Consider the following 14,484-nt stretch of genomic DNA (forward strand, 5'->3'; position numbering starts at 1 on the left):
CGACTCAGAATTCAATCAGATGGGCGTGGCAAAAAAAACTTCCTTGAACGCGCGCTGCCTGTCCTTCCCCCGGATTACATCCCCCGGGGCAGTCCAGCGCGCTCAACGCCACGTTCCTGATTCCATTACCACATTGCGCATCCTGCTTGGACTGCGGCTCATGCGACGATGGAACTCCTCCTGCACGGCAATAGATCACGCAACTAATTATGTGACACAGTAAGATTAGAGGGCTGATACGCCCGGCGGAGTAGAGACTAGCAGCGATGCGGAAGACATCGGCATAATTATTGCGCTCTGATGGAGGTCGGCGAACCTGCCTGCGGAGACCATCATGTCGACCGATTCATGCGTGAAATGTCTCGCTCGCCGAGACTGGTTGATATACAGGCAACTGAGCCAGCTCATCGATACGCAAATCGATGAGCTGGAGCGGCAACGTTATGCCCGAGGTACTATCGGAGCATAGCTAACAGGGAATCCACTACGTACACGTGGTTGCAAGGGGCCAGACCTCGACTACGAGCACGCGATGCCTCGCACCAAATCGTCGCGCACTGCTTGCAGTGTCAGGCCGGTTGCATCCTAGCAAGACACTCCTCCCGCTGAGTCCGCTGCTGTTGCGTTTCTCGCCTTACACGCGAGCCGCTAAAGGACCGATTTTTTTGGACGCGACTGGGTTTGCAGCGCTTCACGGACGAAATGGAGGCGGTCCTGTCCAAAAAACATCTCCTCCCCCACGAAGATCGTCGGTGCACCGAACAACCCCCTTGCAACCGCCACCTCGGTGTCCGCCTTCAGTTTCTCCTTGACCGCCGGATCTTGGGTGAGCTCAAAGATCACATCGGGGGCCAGCCCTCCTTCACGTAACGTCGAACGCAATACCTCCTGGTCCCCAAGGTTCTTCGGCGTTTCCCACATCGCGCGATAAACGACGTTCACGTAGTGGTGAAACAACTCATCTCCCTGGATCTGTGTGCCGGTTGCGCCTCGCATGAGGAATAGCGTGTTGATCGGAAAGTAGGGGTTTGGCGATAACCGGACTCCGTAGCCCTTTGCGTATCGCGCCATGTCTCGATTCATCCACGCAGACTTCGCAGGTATCGTGGCGGGCGACGCGTTGTTGGTCGCCTTGTGGATTGCACCCAGCAGAACCGGCCTGTACACCAACTCAGCGCCATACTCCGCAGCAATCTTCGGCAACTGCGTCCACGCAAGATAAGCCGTGGGACTGCCAAAATCAAAAAAAAACTCAATCTGTGTCATCGTTAAAATCCTTCCGAGGTTTCAAGCCGACACCTCTCGCGGCTTACCAGTTTTCGCGCCACGGGCGCAAATCCAGTTCGTGAGTCCAGGCATCTCGCGTCTGCGAGTGCAGGTACCAGTAGTTGTCGGCGATATGGTCCGGATTCAGGATCCCGTCCTCGCTTTTCGTTGCATAGCGCTCTGGGAAATTCTCTCGGATGAACTCCGTATCGATCGCTCCATCAACGACGACGTGTGCAACGTGGACATTCTTCGGACCGAGCTCACGTGCCATACTTTGAGCCAGCGCCCGCAACGCATGCTTGGCGCCCGCGAATGCGGCGAAGTTAGCCGAGCCCCGGATACCTGCCGTCGCACCGGTAAACAGGATGCTCCCGCGTCCGCGCGTGACCATGCGCCTGGCGACCTCGCGCCCGTACAGGAAACCGCTGAAGCAGGCCATTTCCCAAATCTTGAAATACTTGCGCGCAGTCTCCTCGAGAATGCTACAGGGAACATTCGCACCGATGTTGAACACCATCACTTCAATCGGCCCTATTTCCTGCTCGATCCGGGAGACAACATCGATCACTTCCTCTTCCTTGCGTGCATCCGACCCGAACGCCACGGCAGTTCCCCCTGCCGCTACAATTTCATCCACGAGAGGCTCGAGCTTCTCCGCCTGCCGGCGCACCACGCACGCCACCAGGCCTTCGCGCGCAAAGCGCTTCGCGATCGCCCCACCCGTCGCATCACCCGCGCCGACAATCAGCGCCACCGACCTCCCCCTCTCTCCAATGTCTGACATCGTCACCCTCCATTTGCTTAACGGTCGTTTATTTATAACTCGACCGGCGAAAAAAAGATAGCCGCGCACCTCCAAACGGCTCACTTGAACCATAGGTAAACGACTGCTATACTAAGAACAGTACAATTGTCAACGCGGAAAAAGCCGGAGTACAGCATGCGCTACTCGAGTACCCACAAGGAAGAAACCCGCCAAAAGCTGGTGGCGGCGAGTAAGGCGATCGCCAAGCGCGGTGGCTTCGCGTCTACAGGAGTTGACGCGCTGATGTCAGAGATTGGACTGACTGGCGGAGCGTTCTACAACCACTTCCAATCGAAGCAGGCCCTGTTCGAGGAACTGGTGGCGGAAGACGTGAAGAAGAGCACCGAGATGCTCGCAGGTGATGACTCTTCGTCAGTCGATCACGTGTCCAAGTGCCTGCGTAACTATCTGAGTTCATTTCACGCGCTGCACCCCGAGGACGGCTGCATCCTCACTGCCCTGGGTCCCGAAATCTCCCGCGCAGCGCCAGAAGTTCGGAACATCGTCGAGAAAGCACTCAAGCGTATCCAGAAAAACTGGAGCCGCCGTACCGGCGACGCAGATGCCGCATGGGCACTCATTGCCCAGTGCGTCGGCGCAATTGTCATCGCACGAGTGGTTGAAAGCGAAACTGCTCGCAAAGAGATTCTTGCGAGCAGCCGCCGCTTTCTCGCCAAAGCACTGGCAATGGACTCGCTGAGCTGACTGCATCCTAGGATACCAGTGCGTGCTAGAACACGTGGCGCATCCCGACGCTGACGCCGGTGGTCGAACCTGATCCTTCGTACAACGCGCCATTTAGAGAAAGCCCTGTATTCATCTTGCCGTGGTTGTTGACAAACGCGGCCTGCGTGTAGAGCAAGGTCGCCTTGGACAAGGAGTAGGACACGCCGGCGCCGACCAGGATTGAATGGTTCGCGGTATTGTTTCCGTCGCTGGTGTACCAGGCGCCGGCATTGGCGAGCAATGCTGGTGTGATCTGGTAGCCGAACCCGCCGCTGTATACGCGGTTGTCGAACGATCCGGCAACCTTAAAGTTGACGAAAAAAGCCTTGAGCATGAGCGACCCGAACGTATAACCGGCGCCGATTGTGCGGCCCGAGAATGCGACCGTGGTTGGAATGGGCGTAGACGCAGCCGTGCCGCCTGCATTGCTGCTATAGAGAGCCGCATCGATCGCCAGTCCGTTGAACTCATACTTCAGACGAGCGCTGTACTGCCAACCCGCCTGGAAATCGCCGGCCTGACCGCCGAGAGCCATCATCGCGCTCCCTTGAAACCCAGCGATAACCGGACTCGTGTATGAAATGGCATTCGGGTTGAACAATCCGGTAACCAGCACATTACCGACATAAATGACGCCGCCACTGCCGAAGTAAGACGCGTTGCGAGGATCGACGCTGATAAGAGAAAGGACGAATGGCGAATATTGCACACCGGCTTGCACCCTTCCGAACCCCCCAGTCAGGCCGATCCACGCCTGTCTGCCGAAGAAGTTTCCGTTGGAATTGCCGAACCCACCGTTGGCCATGTCGATGCCACTTTCCAGAGCGAATATCGCGCTGATGCCTCCGCCCAAATCTTCCGTACCCCGCAGACCGAAGTTCGATCCTGTGAGGCCGCTGTCGAGAAACGAAAACTGATGACCGAGATTTGTGCCGCTCGCGTTCACGGTTCTGCTCGTGTAAAGCAGGCCAGCGTCGAGCACGCCGTATAGGGTGACGCTGCTCTGCGCGTGCACGGACCCGGCCGCCAATAGGATAGCCACAACTGCGACGAATTTGATTGCCGGGATTTTACGTTTACTCATGACACGCCTCCTAAACCTATTTATATTTAAATTGCCTTTGTATAAAAAATAATATCAATATCTGGCTATCTGACCTCCTGATGGCCATGCCTGCACTCAAATTCAGAAATGTCAGGCCGCAAGAGTCCATGCGGCGACAGAGTGTATCGCTGCATCCTTCGAGAGATATGTCCGGGGCGCCACCCCGTTTTCTGGCGGTCAACCCGTCACGCGATTCATCCAGGCAATCAGATTCGAGATGACTTCGTCCCGGTTCGTCTCGTTGAGCACTTCGTGGCGGGCACCGCCGTAGACGTGCGTCGATAGATCGCGAAACCCTGCTAGCCGCAACCGCTCCACCAGTGGATTGAACCAGGCTAGATAGCCATTCACTGCGTCCTTGTCACCGGTGAAGAGACAAAGGGGCAGGTCCTTCCGGACCTTATCGAACTGATCCATGTCCGTGGTACGCAGACCATGATCGAAGATGGATAACAACGATGCTTCGGTGAGCGCGAAACCGGACAGCGGATCTGCGAGGTACGCAGCGGGCACCGCTGGATCACGGCTCAGCCAATCGACCGCGGTGAGTGGCTCCGCAATCGCGGCATTGCCTGCCTCCAACGTCCAGCCGGAATGGCGCGGATCGAGAAGCTCCAGAGCAGTCGTTCCTGAAAGCGCAATGGCGTCGACTAGGTCCGCGTAATCGAGCAGGAAGATCTGGGCGGCAAAAGAGCCCATACTGTGCGCGAGCATCAGGAGTGGCAAGGACGGGTGGAGTTCGCGCAAATGCCTACTCACCGTGACCATGTCGTCGACAAGCGCATTAAACCCTTTGGCGCCGAAGTCGCCGAGCGTACCGTTGTCCAGAGCGGACTGCCCATGGCCACGATGTTCGCTCGCATATACGACATATCCCGCCTGCACCAGTGCCTTCGCCACGTGGCGATATCGACGCGAATGCTCGGCCATACCGTGCACGATCTGCACGATCCCACGCACCGGTTTCTCGCTGGTCCACTGGAATGCTTCAATGCGATGGCCTTCCGGGGTTTCGATGGTCAATCCGTTTTCAGTGACTGTCATGGTGTCTCCTACACTTGTTTGAATCGAGAAAGATGACGGTGATGCACGCGTCGCACCATTCACGTCGGCGCAACGGCAATTTTCTCCTCCGTCATCATCGCCGACTGCTCTCCTATTCAACTCAGGCTGACTGCTGCGAATCGAGCGGTATGTCACCAAACGGAAGAGAGCCGAGTCTCGATTGACCACCGGTCGATCGCTACAGCAGTGCCGTCGATGCAACGCGCGACACCGTGCGCAGAAACAAGCCAATTCTGCGATTTCGTCGCACTGGGCTGCACGCTGCTTCTGGATGCCAGTCATCAGACGGGTCCAGTTCGAATCGCCGGTGGGGCGAGACGTTTCGTCCCCTCCGTATCGGCCGCCGGGAGAGGCGCGATCGCATCACAACGCACGTCACGTGCCGCCCCATTCTCCACGCCGATCAGCTAACGCCCTTGACGCGTCGACAGGTCATAGCGCGCATCGGCGCCGAGCAGGCCGTACACCGGCTTGAACTGCTTGATGGCCCCGACAGGGCTGGTCTCGGCCATACCCCACCTGTGCGGCGCCCGTACGTCGTGAACCTCTTTGAACTCTCGCATCATCGCTTCGCTAGCCGCCGCTCACGGTGCGATTCAGCGGCGTGCTGGCCGATCCTTGTAATCTATTGCGACAGCAGGCGCGGGTAGTGTAGACCGCGCGAAGGCCAACACATGCGGAGTAGAGTTCGACCTGCCGGCAACGGTTCCAGGCCAGCATGCCAGCCTGCGCGTCCTTTTCGATACCGCGTCGATCGAGCGCCGTGGCCGACGGGCAGATACGCCTGTACGCGGCGGAATACGTATAGCGGTGAATATCGCCCTCAACACGGCGGCCGACAATCTCCCCCCGTGGATGGCTGCGGTTCGCAAGGCGCATGCAGGTCAAGAACCCATAGCGGTGTTGCCATCACTTGCCCGAACATGTCTCCTCTTTGACATGCAAAACTGTGATAGTGCATCATAGACAGTCGACAATCGCGGCGCTATTCGGATTCCGGTTCGACCGACTCGGAGCCGCTCTGACTCGGGCTGACGCCGTTATTAGCCCGACTGGCAAGCGTCATTCGGATATGCGGTGCGACACCGAGCAACTGAATTCGGTCGGGTGATCGCTGCGGCTAAAATTACAAGGCAATCGTCGACCGAATGGCGAGCAGGGACCGGTCGTTACTCGAATATCCAATTGCGCGCTCATTCGAAACAAGGGGAAACCATGACGTTCAGCAGAAAGACGAGAGCAATTGCACCGATTGCAGTGCGCCGGCGCCCCCGTCAGGAGCGCTCTATGCTGACCGTCGACGCAATTCTAGAGGCAGCCCGGAAACTGCTGGCGCGCGATGGATTCGACGCCACCAGCACCACGCGCGTTGCGGAAGCCGCAGGGGTCAGTGTCGGCTCACTATACGAATACTTCACCAGTAAGGACGCGTTGGTGGCAACGCTAATCAAGCGCCATTGCGATTATTTGCTTGAGCAGTTTGCTCAAGCGTTCAAGGTTGTTGAAGGACAGGGTATCGAGAGCATCGTCGAAGCATGGGTCGACACCGCAGTCGACGCCTATGCGGTAGATGTCGCGCTTCAACGTGTGCTGCTCGAACATATGGGCAGGGTGAGCAAGCTGCGCCATCTCAGCCGGGTGTCGCTCGCCATCACGGATCTTCTTGAGCAGACCCTCGTGACGTGCGGGGAACCGATTCAACGCCCGAACATCCGCCATGCAGCCTTCATAGTCGAGTCATCGATTGAAGCGCTCACACATCGTTCGATTCTGTATGTGCCGTGCCTGTTTGGGTACGACCTGCGTCGTGAACTCAAAGTCATGGTGACGCAATATCTGCGCACGCCCAATATCGAATTGCAATCCTTCCTTCCATAATAGAAGCATCCTCGCCCAGGCGGGTATTCAGTGCCTAGCTGGCGCACACGCAAGTTGTGCGTCATTTGCGGCGAAAGCTCCGCCTGCTCACCCTTACAATTCTCGCACAGGCGCCGCTATGAAGCCGCTCCCTCGCCTTCTGGTATTTGTAGCCGAGCGGCGAGAGGAACAGCATGCAGCGCGACGGCGCATCGTCGAAATCGCCGCTAACGCGCCGCGGCTTCCTGCGATGAACTATTTGTTAGATAGTTCCTACCCAAACCGGGAAAGAGTCATGCTGTTCCGACAATGAATCGACACCCCGAATGCTCGACAGTTAAATCGTATGCAATGTTCAACCGACGGCTCAAGTGTGGCGCGCGCGTCCTGTCGTAAAAGGCCGTACACCGCGGATCCTTCAGCAACCGCTCTCGTTGCAACCATCCGAACATCTCAGAGGACGCGCGGGCGAGCTCTGGCATTAAGATAATGATGAAATGTCGAACAAATCCACATGTAGCGTGTGTTCACCAACGTAACAGACCCTGTTCTCGTAGCCTCATCCGGTGGCACGGCCTCGTGGACCGGTTTCCCGCAGGAAAAACGCAAGGACCATTGCGAGCGCGATACCGCCTACCAGCCACGCGCCCGCGGCGCGAAACACGGCCAAGTCCATTGCGCCGCCACGCGCAATATGGGCGAGCAACTTGCCATACTGGGGCGTCAGGCAAGCACTGAACACGAACACGAGGAAATTGATGGCGCCAGTCGCACTGCCCTTCACGCTGTCCGAATTGACCTCCTTTATCACCGTGTAGGGCAGCATTGCAGCGCCCGAGCCAATCCCCAGCAACAGACCGAGCAAGTACGGCGGTGCCACGCCAGCCGGCAGGAAAAAGATGCCGGCGCACGACACCAGCATAAGCAGCGCGCCGCCTAACAGTACGGGCTTTCGCCGGCCCAGACGGTCGGCCAGATAGCCGAGCAGCGGGCAGCCGATGACCCAGCCGAGCGGCACCATGCTTGCGCGGTTGACCGCCACTGCGTAGCTGACGTGGAGGCCATCATGCAGGAACGGTATGCCCCAGATCATGTCGCCTATCGTCGTGGGCACGAACAGCAAGCCGGCGCAGAAGCCGCAAAGGTACGATTGCGGGTTGGCAAGCACCTCTTTGTACGGCGCAAACATGGCCAGCCAAGAGCCCTGACTTGCCGTCGTGCCGTCATGATCTTTCGGCGTCGCAATCAGGACTAGTATGGCAATGACAAAGATCCCAAGGCCGGACATCCACCAGAATTGCTGCCAACTGATTACGCCATGAATCAGCCGCCCGACGGCGAACTGCCCCGCGGCACCACCCAGCATGCCAAAACACTGGGTAAAACCAATCGCCGTCGCGAGGTACCGCGGCGGGAAGCCGCGCGTGGCCAGGTACGTGGCACCGATAAACCCGCACGCCGAGCCGGCTCCTTGTAACAGGCGGCCGATCTGCGCGGTTTCCACGCGGCCGAGTCCGAACAGGATCGCCCCGGCGGCGACCAGTACGATGCCACCGGGAATGACTGCCTTGCCGCCGAGCCGATCAAGCGCTGCACCGACGACGATCGAAAACAGCGAATAGCTGTAGTAGTAAAGGCCGACGAGCGCGCTAACACCGATCAGATCGCGAGCAAACGCCGCACTCAGCTCGGGCATCATGACGCTCGGCGCGGAGCGCAACGCGTACTGCATGAAATAGAAGGCGACGCACAAGGACCACGCCATCACAAAACCGATATGTACAGTCTCGCTGCTCGGTGCCGGTGCAGGCGTCCTTGCCACATTACTGGACATCATTCATTCTCCTTTGGACCGCGCCGGCCCACATGTGATTACCGGAATAGATTGACCTTGGCGAGGTCAACGAGCTGCTGTCCCCGGCCGTCCATGACGGCGTGCAGCATGAACAGGCCAAATTTGTAGGCCTGGTTAGCGGTGGTCGCAGGCGGCATCACCAGTTCCTGGCGCGCGCTCACCACGTCAACCAGCGCCGGGCCTGCGTGCGCGAATGCCTCGCGCAGGGCTCCCTCCAGTTCCGCGGGATGCTCGACGCGAACGCCCTTGATGCCCATGCCATTTGCCATCGCAGCGAAGTTCGGATTCTTCAGGTCGCATCCCGTATCGAGAAAGCCGTTGGCCTTCATCTCCATTTCCACGAAGCCCAGTGTTCCGTTGTTGAGCACGACGACCTTGACCGGCAATCCCGCCTGGACGAGCGTCAGGAATTCCCCCATCATCATCGTGAACCCACCGTCACCGGACAGCGAGATCACTTGCCGGTCCCGAAAAGCGGCTTGGGCACCAATGGTGTGCAACAGCGAGTTGGCCATCGAGCCATGATTGAACGATCCAATCAGACGTCGCTTCCCGTTCATCATGAGGTATCTGGCGGCCCATGCTACGGGCGTACCGACATCGCAGGAGAAGATGGCGTCGTCATTCGCCAGCTCGCTGACTAGCCGCGTCACGTATTGCGGGTGGATGGTGTTGCTGCCCGTCTCCGGCTCCGCCAGTGCGTCCAGGCTCTTCCGAGCCGTTTGATAGTCTTTGAGCGCCCTATCGAGGAAGGCGCTGTTGGTCTTCTCCACAATCATGGGTAGCAGATCGCCGAGCGTATCCTTGACTGTTCCCAGTACCCCAAGGTCAATCGGACACCGGTTGCCGAGCGTCTCCGGCCGGATATCGATCTGCGCGATCGTCACTCCCTCGGGGTAAAACTGGCGATACGGGAAATCGGTACCCAGCATCAACAGCATGTCGCAACTCTTCATCGCTGAGTAGCCTGAAGTAAATCCGATCAGCCCGGTCATGCCCACGTCAAACGGGTTGTCGTATTCGATGTACTCCTTCCCCCGCAATGCGTGCACGATGGGGGCCTTGAGCTTGCGTGCGAGCTCAATAACTTCCGCGTGCGAATCCTTGCAACCCGCCCCACATAGCAGTGTCACTCGCGACGATGCGTTCAACATGTTTGCCAGTTTGGTGACTTCGCCGGGGGTTGGTCGAACCGCCGAAGGGGTCGAAGGTGCGATCCAATTTGGTGCAGGCGTGGCAAGCGGGGCGAGTGCCACGTTGCCCGGGATGACGACCACCGCCACGCCTTTGCGCCCGATTGCCGCGCGCATGGCACGGTTGAGAATCTGTGGGAGCTGGTCCGGACTCGATACGAGTTCGACATAGTGACTGCACTCCTTGAAGAGCACTTCGGGATGCGTCGCCTGGAAGTAGTCGATGCCGATTTCCGTGCTTGGAATATGTGCGGCGATAGCGAGAACAGGAACGCCGTTGCGATGACAATCGAACAGCCCATTGATGAGATGCAGATTGCCGGGGCCACAGCTGCCACAGCACACGGCGAGTTCTCCCGTCAGGTGAGCCTCAGCGCCAGCGGCGAAGGCCGCGCTTTCCTCGTGTCGCATATGGATCCATTCAATTGAGCCTTCCCGACGCAAGGAATCGGTGAAACCGTTCAGCGAGTCTCCGACGACTCCATATACCCGCTTGACTCCCGCTTTCACAAGCGTATCAACCATGTAGTCAGCTGCAATCTTCGTCATTTGATATCTCCATTGAAGTGGAAAATGTGCAGACCATGCCGCGGTTATCAGCTAGGCAGGATTCCGTGATCGAGCCACTGCGCAAGGACCAGGATACGTAGCGACCACGTGCCCGGCCCACGGGTACGCACGCTCGGCGCTGTGCCGCTCGGCTATTGGCGCATGCGCATTGCCGACCGGATCCCCCACCTCCAAAAGCACCGACACGCGGCCCGGTTTGAGAGGGATAGACTCGCTCGATGATTGGCGCTCAGGTTACTGGAACGGCAATAGGATAAAAATCGAACTTTGGTATAGGTCGCAATCGTCACTTCAGATTGGACTGTTGTATAGAAAACGTAACGTAACCTCGACGGAAGATCGGGACCGGCTGAGGTCCTACGTAGACTCGACGTTGGACCGGGTTCGGCCAACGCTCCTACCCCTCGTTTGATACTTCCACATCTGGCGGAAGCCGGACCCAGAACGGGTCGGCGCGCAGTGTGAGAGGTTCAATGCCGACCAGGATGTCTTGGCTCTCAGCAGATCACGGCGTACATGCGCCTTCGTTTCTCTTTTGCGAGGCGTTGAGGTCAAGCGGAAAGCGGCTCGCGACTCAATTGCGCGATCGTGTTAGCGACACCTTCATACCGGTGGGAAGGTAATGTCGTTTCATCCTGCACCCAAAGTGTAATTGCATCTGCGCTGGGCTTCCCTTTAAATTGACTCGTAGACAGACGCGCTATTTGTGGATTCCAGAAAGACTGCCGGCTTAATCAACCCGACGGGCTAGAGGGTGTTAGGAACTTTGTATTGGACCTGGTATCCTGGCGGGATGACAAAACGCCGGCCATACCCAACGGATGTATCGGATGAAGAGTGGTACTTCGCCGCTCGTACATGACATTGATGAACAACGACGAACCGCAACGCCGCTACGAATTGCGCGAGATGTTCAACGCGCTGCGCTGGATCGTTCGCGCGGGCGCGCCGTGGCGTTTGTTGCCCAACGACTTTCCACCGTGGGAACTGGTCTATCAGCAGACGCAACGCTGGATTCAGGCGGACTGTTTCGATGCCATGGTCAATCTGCGTTCGGTCATCCGGGTCGCGCAGGAACGCCGTGGTCAACCCAGCGCGGTCATTCTCGTCGGGCGTACCCTGCAGTTGACCTGCGAGAGTCGGCCTCGTGCTGGCTACGACGCTACAAACGCAAACGCGGCAGCAAGGCCCATATGGCGGTCGATAACTTGGGGAAGTTGCTTGCCGTGAATGTGACGCCGGCCAACGAACAGGAGCGCGCGCAGGTCGGGGAACTGGCGCGTCAGGTCCAGCAGGCCACGGGCCAGACCGTCAAGTTGGTGTTCGCCGATCAGGGATACACCGGCGAAGAGCCTGCGCAGGCCGCGCTTGACGAAGGCATCGAGCTTCAGGTCATCGAACTGTCGGAAGCGAAAAAGAGCTTCGTGCTTTTGCCGCGCCGGTGGGTGGTCGAGCGCAGCTTCGGCTGGCTCAACCGATTCCGCCGACTGGCCAGAGACTATGAGCGATTGCCCGAAACCTTGGCTGGCTTGCACTTCGTCGTCTTCCCCGTGCTAAATCCGCGGTCATGGCTAGCAGAAACTACGAGCGTCAACAGAACTTGCCTGCGCGCCAATCAAGGTGCCACCGTTACTGCTACCGCAACGGTGGATTTCTCGGCTTCGGATTTACGGTGAGGAACCCTGCGATGCAATATACGGACTCCGATGCTACGCCCACGGGCGTCGGCGTCCATTTCCGCCATGGCGAGTGGTAACGCCCATCGTTGCTAAGTCATAGTCCACTACCGTGAACGAGCCATTGAACCAGATACTCTTTCCATGCGGAGCAGCCGCGATAGATATACTGGTTCTGCTTTGGTCGCCTGGCCGACGGCGGCCCGTGCTGCATGCAGCACTAAAATGTGCCCTGTTCGTGCTTCTGACGGTATCGATGCTTCGATATGGCATCGTCCCAACCAAAGCCGCGCATCGATTTTCGGACCCAGCCGTTCACTTTCTTCACGGATTCCTTGAAACGGGATGGTGGCTGTTAGCAGCCGCGACGATTATGGCCGTAGTGCGAACCTACTACGTTGTTGGCTATCGACTACGTCAGAACCGGTTCACGCTGGATGTGATCGCTGCCCTGCTCTATCTTGGAGCGGTGGTCGCGATTGTCACCGATGTGTTCGACATCCCGCTCAAGGGAGTCCTCGCAACCTCTGGCGCTCTAGCCATCGTCCTTGGCCTCGCTCTTCAAAGCACCCTTTCAGACCTTTTTTCCGGTTTGTTGATTAACGCTACGTCTCCCTATCGTGTCGGAGATTCCGTAACGTTAGATGAGGTAGCGGACGGTGAAGTTGTTGAAGTTACCTGGCGCGCGACCCACATAGCCAAAGCAAACCGCGATATGGTTGTCGTGCCAAACAGTGTCATCGCCAAATCGCGAATCGTAAACCACAGCTTCCCTCTCGGTCCTCACGCAACAGTCGCCAAGTTTGAGACCCCGACGCAGCTTCGACCATCTGATGTTGTGCACGCCCTCGAACTCGCCCTGCAGACCTGTGTTGGCATCTCCAAAGATCCTAAGGCGAGCGTGGCTACGATCTCGGCCGGCCGAAAAAAGAACACGTACGAAGTCACCTTTTTCAGAACAGGTGATCGATCAGAAGTAGAGGTTCTGAACAAATTCTATGACGCAGCTCATCGCCATCTGGAGTCGTTTGCCGCTCAACTGGAAGACGGGAACGAATTCGCCGACATCCCAGGCGGAACACTCGCATATCGACTAACCGAAGCGATTGGTGTATTCGGGACGCTTTCTAAGGACCAACGGATTCAACTAGCCAAATCTCTGGTTCGGCGCGAATACGCGCCCGGACAAGTGCTGCTTAACGCCGGAGTGTGCTCGCAATCCATTTCAATTGTCGGGTATGGAGTCGTCGCGGCATCCGCAATGGAAGACTCTGGTGGCCACAGCGACATCGTCCGTCTTGGTCCTCGAGAATACTTCGGCGAGAGCGGACCAATAGCAGGTGTTGCTTCAATGGTTACGTTCGTCGCACGGACCTACGTAATCGTCTATGAATTACCCGACCACGCCGTTGTGAGTCTCCTTAAACAACATACCGACGTCGCACACGCTTTCGCTGCAAAGCTTGAGGCACGCCAACGAAAAGGACAAGCCATGATGCATATGTCGCCAGAGGTCCACACGGCAGAGAATGGACTGATGCAGTGGCTACATCGCTGTATCGAGGCAATCCATCACGAGTTAGCATGATTTGACGCCTTCCCCGTCCTCGACTCACGGCTGCCACGCAAGGCGCGGGAAGTAAGTCAAACGATGCAAAGCCGGGCCATCTCCTTGCAGTGTGTGGCTCAACTGCTCGGATATGGAGAGAAACGCGGCTGCCCGGGTCTGCCGTCACCAGGTTTCCAAAAACACCGTAAGGTGTGTTGGTGAATGCACGGAGAGTCCGCGGGCTGCGCTGCAGGCGCGGCGTGTGATTCGAGGTAGAGCTGCACGACTTCCTTGGCTTCGCGGGAGCTGGTATTGATGCCCCTGTCCTAGGTCAGCGATTTATATAGCTCGCGCGGCAACTTGCTGGCGTGTCGGATCAAAACGTTAACTTCGGCCTCGGAATCCTTGCTGGCTACTTTTACCAGTATCACGAATCGGCTCTGCGTTCGACGAGAGTTGCAATCTGGCTGGTAGCGTTGCCAAACAGCAAGTCACCTTCCCAGTGCCCGGGTATCGCGCGATCCGCTGCCGTGGTAGGGCGTTCACTGATCGATACAGCGTCCCGAATATTCGTGCGATCTTCGGTTTTTAATGTGTGATGTCGAGATGGACGCATCGCCCGAGTGCGTCTCAGTGTTCAAGCAGCTCTTTTTTCAGGGCACCGCGTGCTTGAATATAAAGGCTCCCCTAGCAGGTCGCTGAAATACACCCGAGCTGACGCGACATCGCTCCAATTACGCGGCTCTCGCGGCAAGATCTTTCGCATTGTGCAAATTCAATGCGAATTCAACGTCCTTTTAAGCGCTTTGAGGCC

Annotated in this window: 9 protein-coding genes and 2 pseudogenes; 4 read left to right on the top strand and 7 right to left on the bottom strand. The window is 57.7% G+C overall.

Annotated features, from left to right (window positions below):
* Positions 1–648 precede the first annotated feature (648 nt).
* Positions 649–1,266 carry a 2-hydroxychromene-2-carboxylate isomerase gene (locus AB4Y42_RS42615; protein ID WP_368697695.1) on the bottom strand — a complete coding sequence of 206 codons (618 nt, stop codon included), beginning with the start codon at positions 1,264–1,266 and terminating at the stop codon, positions 649–651.
* Positions 1,267–1,309: 43 nt separating this feature from the next.
* Entirely contained in the window at positions 1,310–2,053 is a 744-nt protein-coding gene (locus tag AB4Y42_RS42620; protein ID WP_368697696.1) for an SDR family oxidoreductase, read from the bottom strand.
* 156 nt (positions 2,054–2,209) lie between these two features.
* Here AB4Y42_RS42620 and AB4Y42_RS42625 point away from each other — a divergent pair, with 156 nt between their 5' ends.
* On the top strand, positions 2,210–2,779 hold the full coding sequence (locus tag AB4Y42_RS42625) for a TetR/AcrR family transcriptional regulator (RefSeq protein ID WP_368697697.1): 570 nt from the start codon (positions 2,210–2,212) through the stop codon (positions 2,777–2,779).
* A gap of 25 nt (positions 2,780–2,804) precedes the next feature.
* Here AB4Y42_RS42625 and AB4Y42_RS42630 read toward each other — a convergent pair whose 3' ends face one another.
* Positions 2,805–3,884: a porin gene (locus AB4Y42_RS42630; protein ID WP_368697698.1), complete on the bottom strand. Its 1,080-nt coding sequence runs from the start codon at positions 3,882–3,884 to the stop codon at positions 2,805–2,807.
* A gap of 198 nt (positions 3,885–4,082) precedes the next feature.
* On the bottom strand, positions 4,083–4,949 hold the full coding sequence (locus AB4Y42_RS42635) for an alpha/beta fold hydrolase (protein WP_368697699.1): 867 nt from the start codon (positions 4,947–4,949) through the stop codon (positions 4,083–4,085).
* 1,308 nt (positions 4,950–6,257) lie between these two features.
* Here AB4Y42_RS42635 and AB4Y42_RS42640 point away from each other — a divergent pair.
* A complete protein-coding gene (locus AB4Y42_RS42640; protein WP_368697700.1) occupies positions 6,258–6,848 on the top strand; it encodes a TetR/AcrR family transcriptional regulator in 591 nt (196 codons plus the stop codon).
* Positions 6,849–7,386: 538 nt separating this feature from the next.
* Here the strand turns inward: AB4Y42_RS42640 and AB4Y42_RS42645 are convergent.
* The gene (locus AB4Y42_RS42645) at positions 7,387–8,664 is read right to left on the bottom strand and encodes an MFS transporter (protein WP_368697701.1); all 1,278 of its coding nucleotides are present in this window, start codon (positions 8,662–8,664) and stop codon (positions 7,387–7,389) included.
* Between the two features lie 35 nt (positions 8,665–8,699).
* Positions 8,700–10,424, bottom strand: coding sequence for a ubiquinone-dependent pyruvate dehydrogenase (poxB, locus tag AB4Y42_RS42650; RefSeq protein ID WP_368697702.1), 1,725 nt, complete (start codon positions 10,422–10,424; stop codon positions 8,700–8,702).
* An 814-nt stretch (positions 10,425–11,238) separates the two neighbouring features.
* On the opposite strand from poxB, the pseudogene AB4Y42_RS42655 reads away from it, so the two are divergent.
* Together AB4Y42_RS42655 and AB4Y42_RS42660 are read left to right on the top strand one after the other, a co-directional pair.
* Positions 11,239–11,992: pseudogene (locus tag AB4Y42_RS42655) on the top strand (IS5 family transposase); the annotation flags it as partial.
* A 334-nt stretch (positions 11,993–12,326) separates the two neighbouring features.
* A complete protein-coding gene (locus tag AB4Y42_RS42660; protein ID WP_368697703.1) occupies positions 12,327–13,709 on the top strand; it encodes a mechanosensitive ion channel family protein in 1,383 nt (460 codons plus the stop codon).
* Between the two features lie 290 nt (positions 13,710–13,999).
* On the opposite strand, the pseudogene AB4Y42_RS42665 reads toward AB4Y42_RS42660, so the two are convergent.
* Positions 14,000–14,354: pseudogene (locus AB4Y42_RS42665) on the bottom strand (IS30 family transposase); the annotation flags it as partial.
* Between the last annotated feature and the right edge of the window lie 130 nt (positions 14,355–14,484).

Source organism: Paraburkholderia sp. EG286B (genome assembly GCF_040965655.1).
Taxonomy (GTDB): Bacteria; Pseudomonadota; Gammaproteobacteria; order Burkholderiales; family Burkholderiaceae; genus Paraburkholderia.